The sequence below is a fragment of the Tardiphaga sp. OK245 genome, from assembly GCF_900108575.1.
Classification (GTDB): Bacteria; Pseudomonadota; Alphaproteobacteria; order Rhizobiales; family Xanthobacteraceae; genus Tardiphaga; species Tardiphaga robiniae.
The window spans coordinates 20861-33946 of the sequence record NZ_FNWZ01000005.1 but is presented as its reverse complement, the minus strand read 5'-3'; the positions used below and the strand labels follow the sequence as shown (position 1 = coordinate 33946).

Annotated in this window: 13 protein-coding genes; 4 read left to right on the top strand and 9 right to left on the bottom strand. The window is 61.7% G+C overall.

From position 1 onward, the window contains the following. Position 1 precedes the first annotated feature (1 nt). From BLW80_RS23320 to BLW80_RS23305, 4 genes are all read right to left on the bottom strand, one after another. On the bottom strand, positions 2 to 1072 hold the full coding sequence (locus BLW80_RS23320; protein ID WP_093760150.1) for an alpha-ketoacid dehydrogenase subunit beta: 1071 nt from the start codon (positions 1070 to 1072) through the stop codon (positions 2 to 4). Positions 1073 to 1155: 83 nt separating this feature from the next. Next, positions 1156 to 2151 (bottom strand): thiamine pyrophosphate-dependent dehydrogenase E1 component subunit alpha, encoded by a 996-nt coding sequence (locus tag BLW80_RS23315; protein WP_210185346.1) that lies wholly within the window; start codon positions 2149 to 2151, stop codon positions 1156 to 1158. Between the two features lie 81 nt (positions 2152 to 2232). After that, positions 2233 to 2982 (bottom strand): glycosyltransferase family 2 protein, encoded by a 750-nt coding sequence (locus BLW80_RS23310; protein WP_093760146.1) that lies wholly within the window; start codon positions 2980 to 2982, stop codon positions 2233 to 2235. A gap of 49 nt (positions 2983 to 3031) precedes the next feature. After that, complete coding sequence (locus BLW80_RS23305) at positions 3032 to 4066, bottom strand: NAD-dependent epimerase/dehydratase family protein (protein WP_093760144.1); 1035 nt, start codon at positions 4064 to 4066, stop codon at positions 3032 to 3034. A 49-nt stretch (positions 4067 to 4115) separates the two neighbouring features. On the opposite strand from BLW80_RS23305, the gene BLW80_RS23300 reads away from it, so the two are divergent. Next, on the top strand, positions 4116 to 5225 hold the full coding sequence (locus BLW80_RS23300) for a lysylphosphatidylglycerol synthase transmembrane domain-containing protein (RefSeq protein WP_170849772.1): 1110 nt from the start codon (positions 4116 to 4118) through the stop codon (positions 5223 to 5225). Positions 5226 to 5245: 20 nt separating this feature from the next. Here BLW80_RS23300 and BLW80_RS23295 read toward each other — a convergent pair whose 3' ends face one another. Both BLW80_RS23295 and BLW80_RS23290 read right to left on the bottom strand, forming a co-directional pair. Then, positions 5246 to 6346, bottom strand: coding sequence for a DegT/DnrJ/EryC1/StrS family aminotransferase (locus tag BLW80_RS23295; protein ID WP_093760142.1), 1101 nt, complete (start codon positions 6344 to 6346; stop codon positions 5246 to 5248). Beyond that, the gene (locus BLW80_RS23290; protein ID WP_244528426.1) at positions 6343 to 6804 is read right to left on the bottom strand and encodes a sugar 3,4-ketoisomerase; all 462 of its coding nucleotides are present in this window, start codon (positions 6802 to 6804) and stop codon (positions 6343 to 6345) included. The genes BLW80_RS23295 and BLW80_RS23290 overlap by 4 nt, the downstream gene beginning before the upstream one ends. A 249-nt stretch (positions 6805 to 7053) precedes the next feature. Here BLW80_RS23290 and BLW80_RS23285 point away from each other — a divergent pair, with 249 nt between their 5' ends. Next, positions 7054 to 8229, top strand: coding sequence for an acyltransferase family protein (locus BLW80_RS23285; protein ID WP_093760138.1), 1176 nt, complete (start codon positions 7054 to 7056; stop codon positions 8227 to 8229). A 272-nt stretch (positions 8230 to 8501) separates the two neighbouring features. Further along, the gene (locus BLW80_RS23280) at positions 8502 to 9656 is read left to right on the top strand and encodes an AGE family epimerase/isomerase (RefSeq protein WP_093760136.1); all 1155 of its coding nucleotides are present in this window, start codon (positions 8502 to 8504) and stop codon (positions 9654 to 9656) included. Positions 9657 to 9669: 13 nt separating this feature from the next. Here the strand turns inward: BLW80_RS23280 and BLW80_RS23275 are convergent, their stop codons facing one another. Together BLW80_RS23275 and BLW80_RS23270 are read right to left on the bottom strand one after the other, a co-directional pair. Next, positions 9670 to 10122, bottom strand: coding sequence for a GtrA family protein (locus BLW80_RS23275; RefSeq protein WP_093761096.1), 453 nt, complete (start codon positions 10120 to 10122; stop codon positions 9670 to 9672). Between the two features lie 91 nt (positions 10123 to 10213). Next, complete coding sequence (locus BLW80_RS23270) at positions 10214 to 11443, bottom strand: phenylacetate--CoA ligase family protein (RefSeq protein ID WP_093760134.1); 1230 nt, start codon at positions 11441 to 11443, stop codon at positions 10214 to 10216. Positions 11444 to 11516: 73 nt separating this feature from the next. Here BLW80_RS23270 and BLW80_RS23265 point away from each other — a divergent pair, with 73 nt between their 5' ends. Then, positions 11517 to 12143: a TVP38/TMEM64 family protein gene (locus BLW80_RS23265; RefSeq protein WP_093760132.1), complete on the top strand. Its 627-nt coding sequence runs from the start codon at positions 11517 to 11519 to the stop codon at positions 12141 to 12143. On the opposite strand, the gene BLW80_RS23260 is transcribed toward BLW80_RS23265, so the two are convergent. Then, a complete protein-coding gene (locus BLW80_RS23260; RefSeq protein WP_093760130.1) occupies positions 12140 to 12982 on the bottom strand; it encodes an ABC transporter ATP-binding protein in 843 nt (280 codons plus the stop codon). The two genes, BLW80_RS23265 and BLW80_RS23260, sit on opposite strands and share 4 nt — an antisense overlap. Positions 12983 to 13086 lie beyond the last annotated feature (104 nt).

The following is a 13086-nucleotide window of genomic DNA, read 5'->3' as shown; positions in this document are numbered from 1 at the left end:
ATCAGAACGGCCCGCGGAACGGCGTTGTATGCGAGCGATCGTAGCGCGACGCGTCCGGCACCCAGCCGTCGTCGCCGCGCACCATCCGGCTCGCGGAGGCGGCAATGGTAGCGGGGTTGGGATAGAACAGCTTCTCGAGATTGCTGGCGGTGGGGCAGGGCGTTGGCGCGAAGCCGGAACGTCGCATCACCAGCCCGGCGGGCATTCCCGGCGTCTCCGCAACGCGCGCGATAATCTCCGCGCTGGCTCCGCAGTTAGTCCACGCATTGTCGATCACCAGCAGGCGCCCGGTCCGCTTCACCGACGTCAGGATGGTCTCGATATCGAGCGGCACCAGAGAGATCGGGTCGATTACCTCGGCGCCAATTCCTACCTCCGTCAGCAGTTCTTGCGCGCGGAGGCATTCCACCACCATGTTGGAGATGCCGACGATGGTGATGTCGTTCCCCTTCGGGTAGACGCGGCACTTGCCGAACGGCACCGCGTAAGGCTCCTCTGGCACTTCGCTCGGGATGTCGAACAGCGTGCGATGCTCTAGAACGAGCACGGGGTTGTTGTCGCGGATGGCGGCGATCATGCAGCCCTTGGCGTCGTGGGCGTTCGACGGCATCAGCACCTTGAGGCCGGGAACGTGCATGAACATTGAGTGCAGCGCCTGCGAATGCTGCGCGCCCTGGCCCCAGGATTTTCCAATGATCGCCCGCACGACCAGCGGCACGCGCACGCTGCCGCCGTACATGTAGTGCGTCTTCGCTGCCATGTTGACGAGCTGGTTCATGCACAGCATCAGGAAATCGACGCGGATATGAATATGGATCGGGCGCATGCCGGCCATCGCTGCGCCGATCGCGACGCCGGTCATAGCGTCCTCCGACAGCGGCGTCGTAAAAATGCGGTCGGGCCCGAACGTCTCGACCAGACCCTTGGTCGACCCAAGGATGCGCTTGGGATCGTCGACGTCGAGACCCATGATGAAGACGCTGGGATCGGCTTCCATCTCCTGCGCCATGGCTTCGCGCACGGCCTCGACATAGCGGAGTTCGCGGAGGCCGGATTTTGTCGATTGCGTCATGTGGCAAACTCCTGGATCGAAATTTTGTAACGGACCCGGCCAGCGGATGGCACGTCGCAGTGCCCGCCCACGCCGAAGGCGTCCTATGGTGCGAAAACGTTGGCGTAGAGCTCGCCGTCTGTGGGAAGCGGCGACGTCTCGGCGAACTCCACCGCACGGGCGATCCGGGTTTCGATCTCCTCGTCGATGATGGCGCGCCGTGCCGGGTCGATCATTGCGCCGGTGAGCGCCACCTGATCGTTCTCGAGCCAGAATTTGGCTTCGTCGCGGCTGCGATGGCCGAGATTGTAGTCTTCGTGAGGCCCGACATGTTCGAGCCAGCGATAGGTTAGGCACTCAAAGAACAGCGGCCCGGCGTTGTCCTGGCGGATGCCGTTAAGATGCGAGTGCAGGGCATCGCGAATTTCGAACACGTCGCCGGTCTCGAAGCGCTGCACCGGCACGCCAAAGCCCTTCACGCGGTCGCAGATCGTGCTCGACGACCAGCGCTTGTTGAGCGCGGTATAGATCGCATAGCCGTTGTTCTCGCACACGAACACGATTGGCAGCTTATGCAGCGCCGCGAAGTTGACGCTCTCGTAGAACACGCCTTCTTCGGTCGCGCCGTCGCCCATGAACACGGTGACCACGCGGCCCTTGCCTTCGCGCTTCAGCGCCATTGCATAGCCCACGGCGATCGGGATCGTGCTGCCGACGATGGCCGAGGTGCCGAGAATGCCCTGGTCAAAGCCGACCAGATGCATCGAGCCGCCCTTGCCGCCGGAGCAGCCGGTAGTCTTGCCGTACAGTTCGGCCATCATGGCGTTGAGATCGCCGCCCTTGGCCAGGAACAGCGCGTGACCGCGATACGTTCCGGCGACGATATCGTCAGGGCGCAGCGCGCTGCAGATGCCCACCGCGATCGACTCCTGTCCGATCGACAGATGCACCGGGCTCTTGATCTTGTCGGAGGGGTAGATGACCGCGATGGTCTCCTCGACGCGGCGAATGAATTTCAGGTCGCGGTAGAGCTGTTCGGCATCGGCGGTGTTGCGCTTCGCCTGGGGAGCGGCTTCTTTGGCCATACGGTCTGCAGTCATGCCGTTACCTGCTGGTCGATTGGTTGAGTGTTTCGAACAAGACATTTATGAGCGGCGGGCGAACTCCCGCGGCGGGCTTCATTAACTCGGGCGGCGGTCAAGGCTTGCCTTGGCGGTCTGGGTTGACTTGCGCTGCGGAAAGGCCTCGCGGACGATCTGGTACAGGAAGCCGAGGCCCCAGCGGATCACGCGCATCTTGCGCTCGCCCTTCAGGCGAGCGGGCTCGTCGCCGGGAATTTCGGTGATGCGACACTTCGCCCGCGCGGCGCGCACGGAGAGCAGGGGCTCGATCGGGATGTTGGTCTTGAACAGCCGCTCGGGCGTCTTGAAGCCGTTGTCGCCGAGCAGGTCGAGTTCGGTGAGCAGCGCGGTCCGGTAGCCGCGCAGCATCACGAACGCGTCCGTGTAGTTGCTGCCGTGCAGCACATTGGTCAGGCGCGTGAAGAACCAGTTGCCGAACCCGGTCACTAAGCTGTCGTCCTGGCTCTTTGCGGGCGGCAGGTAGCGCGACACGATCACCATGTCATAGCCCTCGCGCATCTTGGCGACGAGCTCGGGCAGCTTCTCCGCGAGCGAATTGCCGTCCGGGCTGAAGGTGATGACGACGTCGCCGACGATATGTTCGAGCGCCTCGCGATAGGCCGCGCGCAGGCCGCGCTGCTTCTGCACATACACTTCGTAGCCCTGCTCGCGGGCGTACTCGATCGTGCCGTCGGTCGAACCGCCATCGACGACAAGGATCTGCTTGAACAGCGAACGATCGATCATCGGCATGATCTCAAGCATCGATTCGTATTCGTTCCAGGTCAGAACAAGCAGCGTCACATTCATTGAGAAAAATCCTTTATGGAATTCGGAGGCGCGCGCGAGCTGCGACCGTTTAATTGCCTAGCGCATAAAGCGCGCGTTGCCATTCGATCGTGCGTGCGAGGCCCGCCTGCAATGGCACGAGTTGCTGCTTGCCGAACTCGGTCTCGTAGCGAGACATATCCAGCCGGACGACGGCCGGCGCGCCGGCGACGCCGTCGGTGGCGCCGCGCGTGACGGTGGCGTTCATCAGCCGGCCGGTGGTTTCCGCGAGCGCGAGGATGCTGACCTCTTCCTGTCCGCCGATGTTATAGACGCCGTCGCGGCCGGTGAGCAGAATGTTCCATAGCGCCTCAATGGTATCGGTCACGTAGATGAACGTGCGCAGCGCCTCACCGCCATCGACCATGGCGATGGTGCCGGACAGTCCCTTTTCGATGAACATATTCAGGACCCGCCGGTCGTGCGGTTTTGTACCGGGCCCGTAGGTGAGGGCGATGCGCGCGGACTTCGCGGCGACGCCGCGCTGGCGATAGGCGTGGCAGATGGCTTCGCCGACACGCTTGCCTTCGATGTAGCAGGCGCGGGGATGGTCGGTATTGGTGGTCCCGATGCGGCTTTCATGAAACGGCCCGTCGACCAGCCCAGTGTACACCTCGGCCGAACTGGTGAACAGGAATTTGCCGTCGGGAGAAAGCCGGTTCATCAGCTCCATCGTACCCATGGCATTGAGCGCGATGGTTTTCACCGGATCGCTCATGAAGCGCCCGGGCTGCCCGTAGCCGGCCGAATGGATGATCAGATCGGACATCGGCAAAGCCCGACAGAACAGCGGATCGGCGATGTCTCCCCGCACCACGTTGATATCCGCATGCGCGGCCAGTTCCGAGAACAGGGCATCGGGCGCCGAAAACACCACGAGCGTCACCTTGCAGCCCGCTCCGCGGTCGATGAGCTGCCGCAGCGAGGCGAGAAAGTAGATGCCGATCAGCCCGGAGGATCCGGTAATCAGAACCCGTTTGTCGGCGACCGCGCCGAGGTTCAGCCGCTCGCAGATGCGGCCCGCATCCTCGGTGATTATACGCGCTAATACGGGCTTTCCGGACATTGTTTCCACTTTTCAGGGTGCTCTGTGCGGCTATCATCCGGCCCCCTCAATGTCCATCGCCGATTGTGTTCCCAACAGGCGTTTCAGGCTGTCTACCGCTGTTCCGGGCAGGCAGAACGCTTGCGACCGCGTCGGCGAGATGATACCAGCCCGGCAACTTGGCCCACACCTGACGATCACCGGCGACTACGCCGGTTGCCACGTTTTGTGCGCGATCTTTTTCAATATGAGGTGTCGCGTGACGGCCCGGCGTGGACGGAAAATTGCTCTCATTTCAATCAAGGTTGCGCTGTCTGCGGTAGCTTTGTTCGTCATCCTGCGGCGCCTGAGCGTTTCCGACATCCTGTCGCGAATACCGGAAGCGCATCCGGGCTACGTCGCAGCCGCGCTGCTCGCCGCGCTGATTACGGTGCCGCTGGTGGGAGCCCGCTGGCGGCTGATTGCAGGGACCCTCGGTTTCCCAATTTCGCAGGCGGACGCCACGCGCGCCACCTTCGCGGGACTGTTCGTCGGTCAGATTCTTCCCGGGGCGATCGGCGGCGACGTGATCCGCGGCTGGCTCGTGTGGGGGCCCGGCACGCTGGCCCGACCGCTGGTCACCAGCCTCATTCTGGATCGGCTCTCGGCGCTGGTCGCGGTATTCTTGTTGATTGTTGCCAGCTTGCCGGGGCTTTTTCCTTATTTTCCCGACGAAATCTATCCGCTGCTCTGGGCCGGCGCCGGCGGTACGATTTTGCTCGCCGCGTGCTCGACACTTCTTTGGCGCAGGTTCGGTCCCTGGATCCGGACACTGCTCGGCCCGATAGCCGCGGTGCCGGCGCGCGTCGTCGTCGCCGCGCTCGCTTATTCGGTGGCGGTGCACGGCCTCACGATTTTGTCCGCGTATTTTCTGGCGCAGTCGCTTGGCGTCGAGGCGCGTCTCACCTGGATGCTGATCATGCCGATTGTTATTCTCGCTATTTCGGTGCCGATCTCGATCAACGGCTGGGGCATCCGCGAAGGCCTGATGGCCTATATGGGCGCGCGCGTGGGGCTGTCGGAGCCGGACGCAGTCATGATCTCGCTGTGCATGGGCTTCGTCGCAATTCTGGCCTCGATCCCGGGGCTATGGTTCTGGCTCGCCAAGAACAACGTCGACCGAACCACGCTGGAAGACTAGCGCGGTGCGACCTTGCGCGATCAGGCGCGGCTCTTGCGGATACAGGCGACGGTATAATCGAGCTGTTCCGTGGTCATCTGCGGCCACATAGGCAACGACAGGCAGCGCTGCGCTGCGGCTTCTCCGAGCGGATACTTGCCCTCGGCGGCTAGGTAGCTATAGGCCATCTGTTGGCCGGGCGGAGCGGGATAGTGCACCAGCGTATCGATACCTTGCTCGCGTAGCGAGGTTGCCAGTCCATCCCGGTCGTCGCACTCGACAACAAAAAGGTGATACACATGCTCCGCCCAGTTCGCCTGGGTCGGCAGTTTGAGGCCGGGAATGCCGGCCAGCTTGTCCTGATATTGCCGCGCAAGCGAACGCCGTGTCGTGTTCCACGAGTCGAGATATTTCAGCTTCACCCGCAGGATGGCCGCCTGCATCTCGTCGAGCCGCGAGTTGTAGCCGATGACCTCATGCACGTACTTTTCAGCGGAGCCGTAGTTGCGAAGCGCTCGCAGGCTGCGGGCCAGCGTTGCGTCGTTCGTGGTGATGGCGCCGCCGTCGCCGAGCGCGCCAAGATTCTTTGTCGGATAAAAGCTGAACGCCGCGGCGCGGCCGAGCGTGCCGCAGCGACGATCCTTGTAGCGCGCGCCATGCGCCTGCGCGGCGTCCTCCAAGACGAATAGATCGTGCCGGTCAGCGATCTCGCAGATCTTGTCCATATCGCCGATGTGGCCGAACAGGTGAACCGGGATGATCACACGTGTCTGCGGTGTAATCGCAGCTTCGAGACGACCGGCGTCCAGCGAATAGGTCACAGGATCGATATCCACCGGTACGGGCGTAGCGCCGACATGGGAGACAGCCAGCCAGGTGGCGATGAATGTCTGCGAAGGGACGATCACCTCGTCGCCCGGACCGACGCCGATCGCGCGCAACACCAGCGTCAGAGCATCGAGCCCATTGCCGACGCCGATAGCGTGAGACGCATTGCAATAAGCAGCAAATTCGCGCTCGAACGCTTCCAGCTGCGGGCCCATTATGGTGCGGCCGCTGTCGATCACCTGACTGATCGCGCTATCGACTTCGGGCTTGATGTCGATGAGGGATCCCGCGAAATCAAAAAAGGGGACCTTCATTGTTGATCAGCCAGTTCCTTGATGAATTGGTCGTAGTCGCGGAAATAGTCGCTCTCGTCATAGATCTTGGAGGCAAGCACTAGACAGATGGCGTTGGAGGAGAAGTTCTCCATTTCACGCCAGACCATTGGGCCGATGTAGAGGCCGATATGGGATCGGTTCAGCGAATAGCGCTCGCGCGTGACACCGTTGTCGACGCTGACGTCGAAGCTTCCCGAAAGGCTGATCAGCACTTGTTCGAGATCGCGATGCGCGTGTCCACCGCGCACGGCGCCACTCGGAACGTCATAGAGGTAATAGACCCGGTTCAACTCAAAGGGAACGTGCCGGTTACCTTCGACAAAAGTAAGGTTGCCGCGCGCGTCTGGAATGACGGGAAATTTGAACGTGAAGGATTTTCCTCGCCCTCCTACAATCATTGTCATTCTCTGAACGCCCTGGCCGGTATTTTTGAGCACAATCCGACGCCGGCATACGCTGAAAAAGAAAGCCAATCAAGGGATAGGCTGCAAACGGGAGCAGGACGTCCGGTCGGTAGGCGATCCCCGATCATTAGCGTACCTAAATTTCTGCGGTACCGACCAAGTCGCGGACGCGCCGTTCCACGGTTTGACTCAGTCCCCTTCGCCGGGGAACGAACCGCGGCTGCACGGCATTAATCAACCTAACGGAGGATTGTCCTCTAGATGCGGGGATGACGAGGGTAAATGGGCATTGTGCGAACGCTGCTGGCGCTGGCAGTCGTATTGAGCCATGCGGGTTCGTCGTATTCTTTCATCGAGCCGGGAATGGCAGTAGAGATGTTCTACGTCGCCTCAGGGTTCCTGATTTCCTTCGCTTTGCTCGGCAATCCAGTCTATCGCACCAACTGGGCATCATTCTACGCCAACCGCGCTCTTCGGCTTTACCCGATCTATTTTGCCGTTCTGCTGTTCGCGGCTGGCGGCTTTCTTGTCTTTCCGGACGTTTTCGCACGGCCCGCGCTTCTGTCCGCCGAGATGTCGACCGGAGCGAAACTTTATCTGTGGCTATCCAACATCTTGCTGTTCGGGCAGGACTGGAGCTACTTCCTTGGCCTTGATCGAGGTCATCTGGTTATCCAGCCTGATTTTTGGAAGTCGCAACCTCCGTTGTGGACGTTTTATCCCATTCCTCAGGCGTGGACCCTCGGTATAGAGGTGTCGTTCTATGTGCTCGCGCCACTGCTGCTGTTGAATAAGCGGACTTTGCTGCTGGCCTTCATGGCTGCAGCAGCACTGAAAATCTGGTCACTCAATTATTTCGGCGGATCAGATCCATGGCTGTACCGGATGTTCGCATTCGAGCTGTCGCTGTTTCTGCTCGGAGCGGTGTCGCACCAATGGTTTGTCCCCGCCTATCGAATGCTGGCGGCGCGCTTTCGGCCGCATCTCATCGACGCGATCGTCGTTGCCGTGACAATGCTTTTGCTCGTCGGCGTGCGATATTGGGCCCGCGCGTGGAACGTGACGATCATGCCCGGCCTGTGGGAGCCGACAGCAACCTGTGTCCTGTTCAGTCTCGCGCTGCCGGCGCTTTTCGCGTTTCAGCGGTCTTTCAAGATCGGGTACTGGCAGGCGGACCGCGCAATCGGCGAGTTATCTTACCCGATCTACATCATTCATTGGCTGATGATCAGCCTGTCGTCCTATTTTTGGGGTGCATTCCTGACGGGTCATAAGGAATTGAGCGCGTTCGTCGTTGCCGGATTGTCGATATTTGGTTCGCTGCTTCTCATCACAGTTGTAGCAAGGCCGCTTGATCGCCTCCGAAAGATGATCAGGAACAGCGGGCGTTTGTGCTGGGCGGGCTGCGACTCAAATGTATTACGCACGAGCTCAGTTGTATCGGGCCAGACCCCATGACAGCTGGAGGTGAGTCATGCAGCGACGAGCGCTCAGGCGACAGTTTGAAGTTGGTCTTGTGGACCTCTGCCAGCGCATCGCTGGTGTCTTAAGAAGGCGGCTAGGAAAAATTGCAGAACGAAGCCAATTTAAAGCCGCCCAACACGCTGCCGGTGCGTCATCCTAGTGACAAATCGTACGAGAGATTTTGCGAGAGACACGCTCGGCTGTCGCCTTGGCATGAGCGATCAGCGCGACTACACTGACTTAGTGTGAGCAAAGTTGGACCTCTTATGATTGAAACGACCAAGGGCGCTCGTACGGGCCAGATACAAGGTATCGTTACTGTATTGAAAGCCGGCCTTGTGGCGAATTCGCTGCCGCTCTGGTCTAGAGAAGGCTGGGATTCTCGGGAAAGTGGCTTCATCGAACGTCTTGCTGCCGATGGCACGCCCGAGACGTCCGCCCCCCGCCGTGTCCGCGTGCAGGCTCGCCAGATCTACTGTTTCGCCAAGGCGGCGCAGCTCGGCTGGTACCCGCAGGGCGCCGAGATTGCGCGCAAGGGTCTCGATTACATGCTGGCCAAAGCGAAGGCGCCGGATGGCAAGCCGGGCTTCGTGCACATTCTCGCGCCCGATGGTTCGGTGCTGAACCCGCTGCGTGACACCTATGACCACGCTTTCGTTCTGCTGGCACTGGCGACGGTCTATCAGCTTGATCGTGATGCCAGTGTGCGCGCCGAGATCGACGAATTGATGCAGTTCATTGATACGCAGTTGCGCTCGCCAGATGGCGGTTATCTCGAGGGCGCGCCGGCTTCGATGCCGCGACGGCAGAATCCGCAGATGCATCTGCTGGAGGCCTTCATCGCGGCTTTTGATGCTACCCATGATCAGGCATTCCAGGCGCGGGCCGGCGATCTGTTCGGTCTGTTCTCGTCGAATCTGTTCGATGCGAAGAAGGGCGTGCTCGGCGAATATTTCGAACAGGACTGGTCGCGGATCGAGCCGGTCAGCGTCGAGCCCGGTCATCAGGCAGAATGGGTCTGGCTGCTCAAGGGCTTCGAACGCATCACCGGCTGCCCGACCGGCAAGCAGCGCGCCGCCTTGCTCGAATCCGCGCTGCGCTATCGCGACGCTACCGGCTGCCTGGTGGACGAAGGCGACGCCCAGGGCAATATCGTCAAGGCCACACGGCGCTGCTGGCCGCAGACCGAGATCGTCAAGGCCTTCGTCGCGCAGGCGGAGTCAGGAGTCGAGGGCGCGGCCGACGAGGCACGGGCAGCGCTGATGCGGCTGGACAAGTATTATCTCCAGCATCCCGTCAAAGGCGGCTGGTACGATCAGTTCGACGGTGAGGGACGCTCGCTGGTCGATACGATCCCGGCGTCATCCTTCTATCATATTCTATGCGCGGTCGCCGAAGCCGAACGGGTGCTCGGCGCCTGACCGCCTGTGCGATCTAGCGGATGGCTTCGTTCGGATCCGTCGGCTTGGTCCGGAACACCACGAAATGCGACATCGTGAAATTCACGATGAAGCTGACCAAAATGGCCAGAAGCTTGGCGGCATAGACCGGCATGAAGTGCGACAGCATCACGAGCGTGGTGGTGGTCGCGATCACGCCTAATACACCCGAGGCGACGAAGCTGAGATAATCCTTCCGTCGCAGCACGCGGCCGGATTCGGCGCGGAACGTGATCATGGTGTTCATCACGTAGGAACACGATACGGCCACCAGCCAGGCTATGACATTGGCGGGCACCAGCGGCAGCTTCAGCACCTGATAGGCGAGGGTGAAGATGGCGAGATCGATGAGGGTGTTGCCGAGGCCGATCACGCCGAAGCTGATGATCTTCGACACCGTGGGGCGCGACAGCCAGGTCTCGACAATTTGTGGTAAAATCAGTCTCACGGCAGCAGGCATCCTCGATCTGGGCGGCTGCATAGCAGGATCGCCCGGGGAAGTCCGGCTTTTTATGATGCGCCGCGGCAGTCCTGCGTGGTCAGTTCCCGCGCTCGTCCGCGATGATCTTGCCGTCATTGGGCAGCGAGGCCGGCGCCACCAGCTCCACGGCGCCACCAAGCTTGCTGACGGCCCTGAGCGTGGCTGTGACGGCCTCCTGCAGGCCGGGCTTGTCCCGGGCCGCCGCTTCGGCTTTCAGCACCATGGCATCGTTTTCACCGTCTCTGGACACCACCAGCCGTAGCCGGCCGAGTTCCGGGTGCCGCTTGCCGATTTCGGCGACCTGTTCGGGCCGCACGAACATACCCTTGACCTTGGTGGCCTGGTCGGCGCGGCCCATCCAGCCCCGGATGCGCATATTGCTCCGGCCGCAGGCGCTGGGGCCGGGCAGGGCGGCCGTCAGGTCGCCCAGTGCCAGCCGGATCCACGGGTGGTGCGGATCCAGCGACGTCACCACGATCTCGCCGACATCGCCCTCGGTCACAGGCGCGCCGGTCCCAGGGGTCACGATTTCCAGGATCAGGTCCTCATTGACGATCAGGCCGTCCCGGGCCGTGCTCTCATAGGCGATGAAGCCCAGATCGGCGGTGGCGAAGGCCTGATAGGCCTCGACACCGCGCGATGCGATCTCCGCCTGCAGCGATGGCGGGAAGGCCGCGCCGGACACCATGGCGCGCTTGATGGATGACATGTCGCGCAGGGCGGCCTTGCCGGCATCCAGCAGGATCTTCAGGAAATCCGGCGTGCCGCTATAGGCGGATGGACGATAGGTCTCGATCAGTTCGAGTTGTTGTTCGGTGTTCCCCGGGCCCGCAGGGATCACGGCGCAGCCGAGCGCCCGCGCAGCGCCGTCGAAGATGAAGCCGCCGGGGGTCAGGTGATAGCTGAAAGTATTCAGCACCACGTCGCCCCCGCGGAACCCTGCGGCATAGAGCGCCCGCGCGCCGCGCCAGGGATCAGCCTGTTTCGACTCCGGCTCGAAAATGGGCCCCGGCGAGGTGAACAACCGGCCGAACGAGCCGGTCGCGCCTGACACGAAGCCGCCGAACGGTGGGCTGGCCTTGTGCAGGGCCGGCAGGTCGGATTTGCGCAGCACCGGCAGGTGCGCCAGTGCCGCGCGGCTGACGATCGCAGCGGGATCGATGCCCTTGAGATGCTCCGCATAAGCGGGCGCCTGCATCGCGTGGCGCAGCACATCCGGCAGGCGCGAAAACAGATTGGCCTGGCGCTGCGACGGATCGCAATTCTCGAGTGTGTCGAAGTGGCGCATCTGGATGAATCCTGGTGGTTTGGCGTCGTCGCGATTATTCCGGTAGCCTGTCGCGCCGTGCTAGTGGGAAATCATGTCGTCAGAACGTATCGTCCAATGGCTCGAAAGCTTCGGCCAACTCGATCTTCCTGCTGCCGTTGTGCTGGCCGCATTGGTGGTTGCCTCTTCGTTTTTGCCGGTCCCGCGAACCTTCATCGTGCTCGGTGCCGGTGCTGCATTCGGCTTGCGCTCTCTCGTTGTCATTGTTCCAGTCGCCGCGGCTGCATCCGTTCTGGCCTTCATGCTGGCGCGCTCCGTTCTGCGCGGTTGGGTGGAACGGCAGACCGAAAAACGCGCGGCCTGGCGCCTCATTGCCCAGGCCGTCGATGACGAAGGCTGGCGCATCGTCGCACTGATGCGGTTCGGCGGACCATTGCCCAATTCGGTGCAAAATTATCTGTTCGGTTTGACAAATATCGGACTGCTCCCGTTCGCCCTCGTCACTTTCGTGTTCACGCTGCCGCAGATCGTGCTTTACGTGTATCTCGGTGCGTCCGGACGGGCGTTGTTGCTCGATGATGGACCAGTGCCGCTCAACCGTGTGCTGATTGCCATGGCCCTGGTCATTGTGCTCGTCATCCTGTTGCTGGTGTCGCGCCGCATTCGCGCGATCCTTGCGTGCAAGACCGGCGTCATGACGGCAGAGGCTGCCAGCAGCTAAAGCCATCGCTTGCGTCGCTTGAAGCTCTTCAGATTCTTGAAGCTCTTGCGCTGGTCGCCGGCGCCGCCGAGATAGAACTCCTTCACGTCCTCGTTGTCGCGGAGTTCGTCAGCGGTTCCGTCGAGCACCACCTTACCCTGTTCCATGATGTAGCCGTGGCTCGCGACCGATAGCGCCGCGCGGGCATTTTGCTCCACCAGCAAAATGGTGACGCCGAGATCGCGGTTGATCTTCTTGATGATGGCGAACACCTCCTTCACCAGCAGTGGCGACAGGCCCATGGAGGGTTCGTCCATCAGGATCATCTTCGGCCGCGCCATTAGCGCGCGTCCGATCGCCAGCATCTGCTGCTCACCGCCGGAGAGATAGCCGGCCAAGCCTGTTCTTTCCTTCAGCCGCGGGAAGTAATCGTAGACCATGTCGATATCGGTGGAGACCTCGTTGTCCCTGCGCGTGAAGGCGCCGAGCCGTAGGTTTTCCAGTGACGTCATGTCGGACACGATGCGGCGGCCTTCCATCACCTGGAAGATGCCGCGGCGGGCGATCTTGTCGGGATCGATGCCGTGGATGCGCGCGCCATCGAACAGGATCTCGCCGCGCGTGACTTCGCCGTCTTCGGTTTTCAGGAGGCCCGAGATCGCCTTCAATGTGGTCGACTTTCCAGCACCGTTGGCACCGAGCAGCGCGACGATCGCGCCCTTCGGAACTTCCATGCTGAGGCCGCGCAGTACGAGGATCACGTCGTCATAGACGACCTCGATATTGCGGATGTCGAGCAGGGGGGCGGTGGTGGCCGGGGCCACTGTGATTTTCGTCTCGGGCTGAAGTGTAGTTTGCACAGATGTCACTCCGGTCGCTGTTCTTTTCCCTCCCCCCTTGCGGGGAGGGTGGCCGGCCCACTGGTCGGGTGGGGGTGCCACAAGCGCCGCCGCTCGTGGCACCC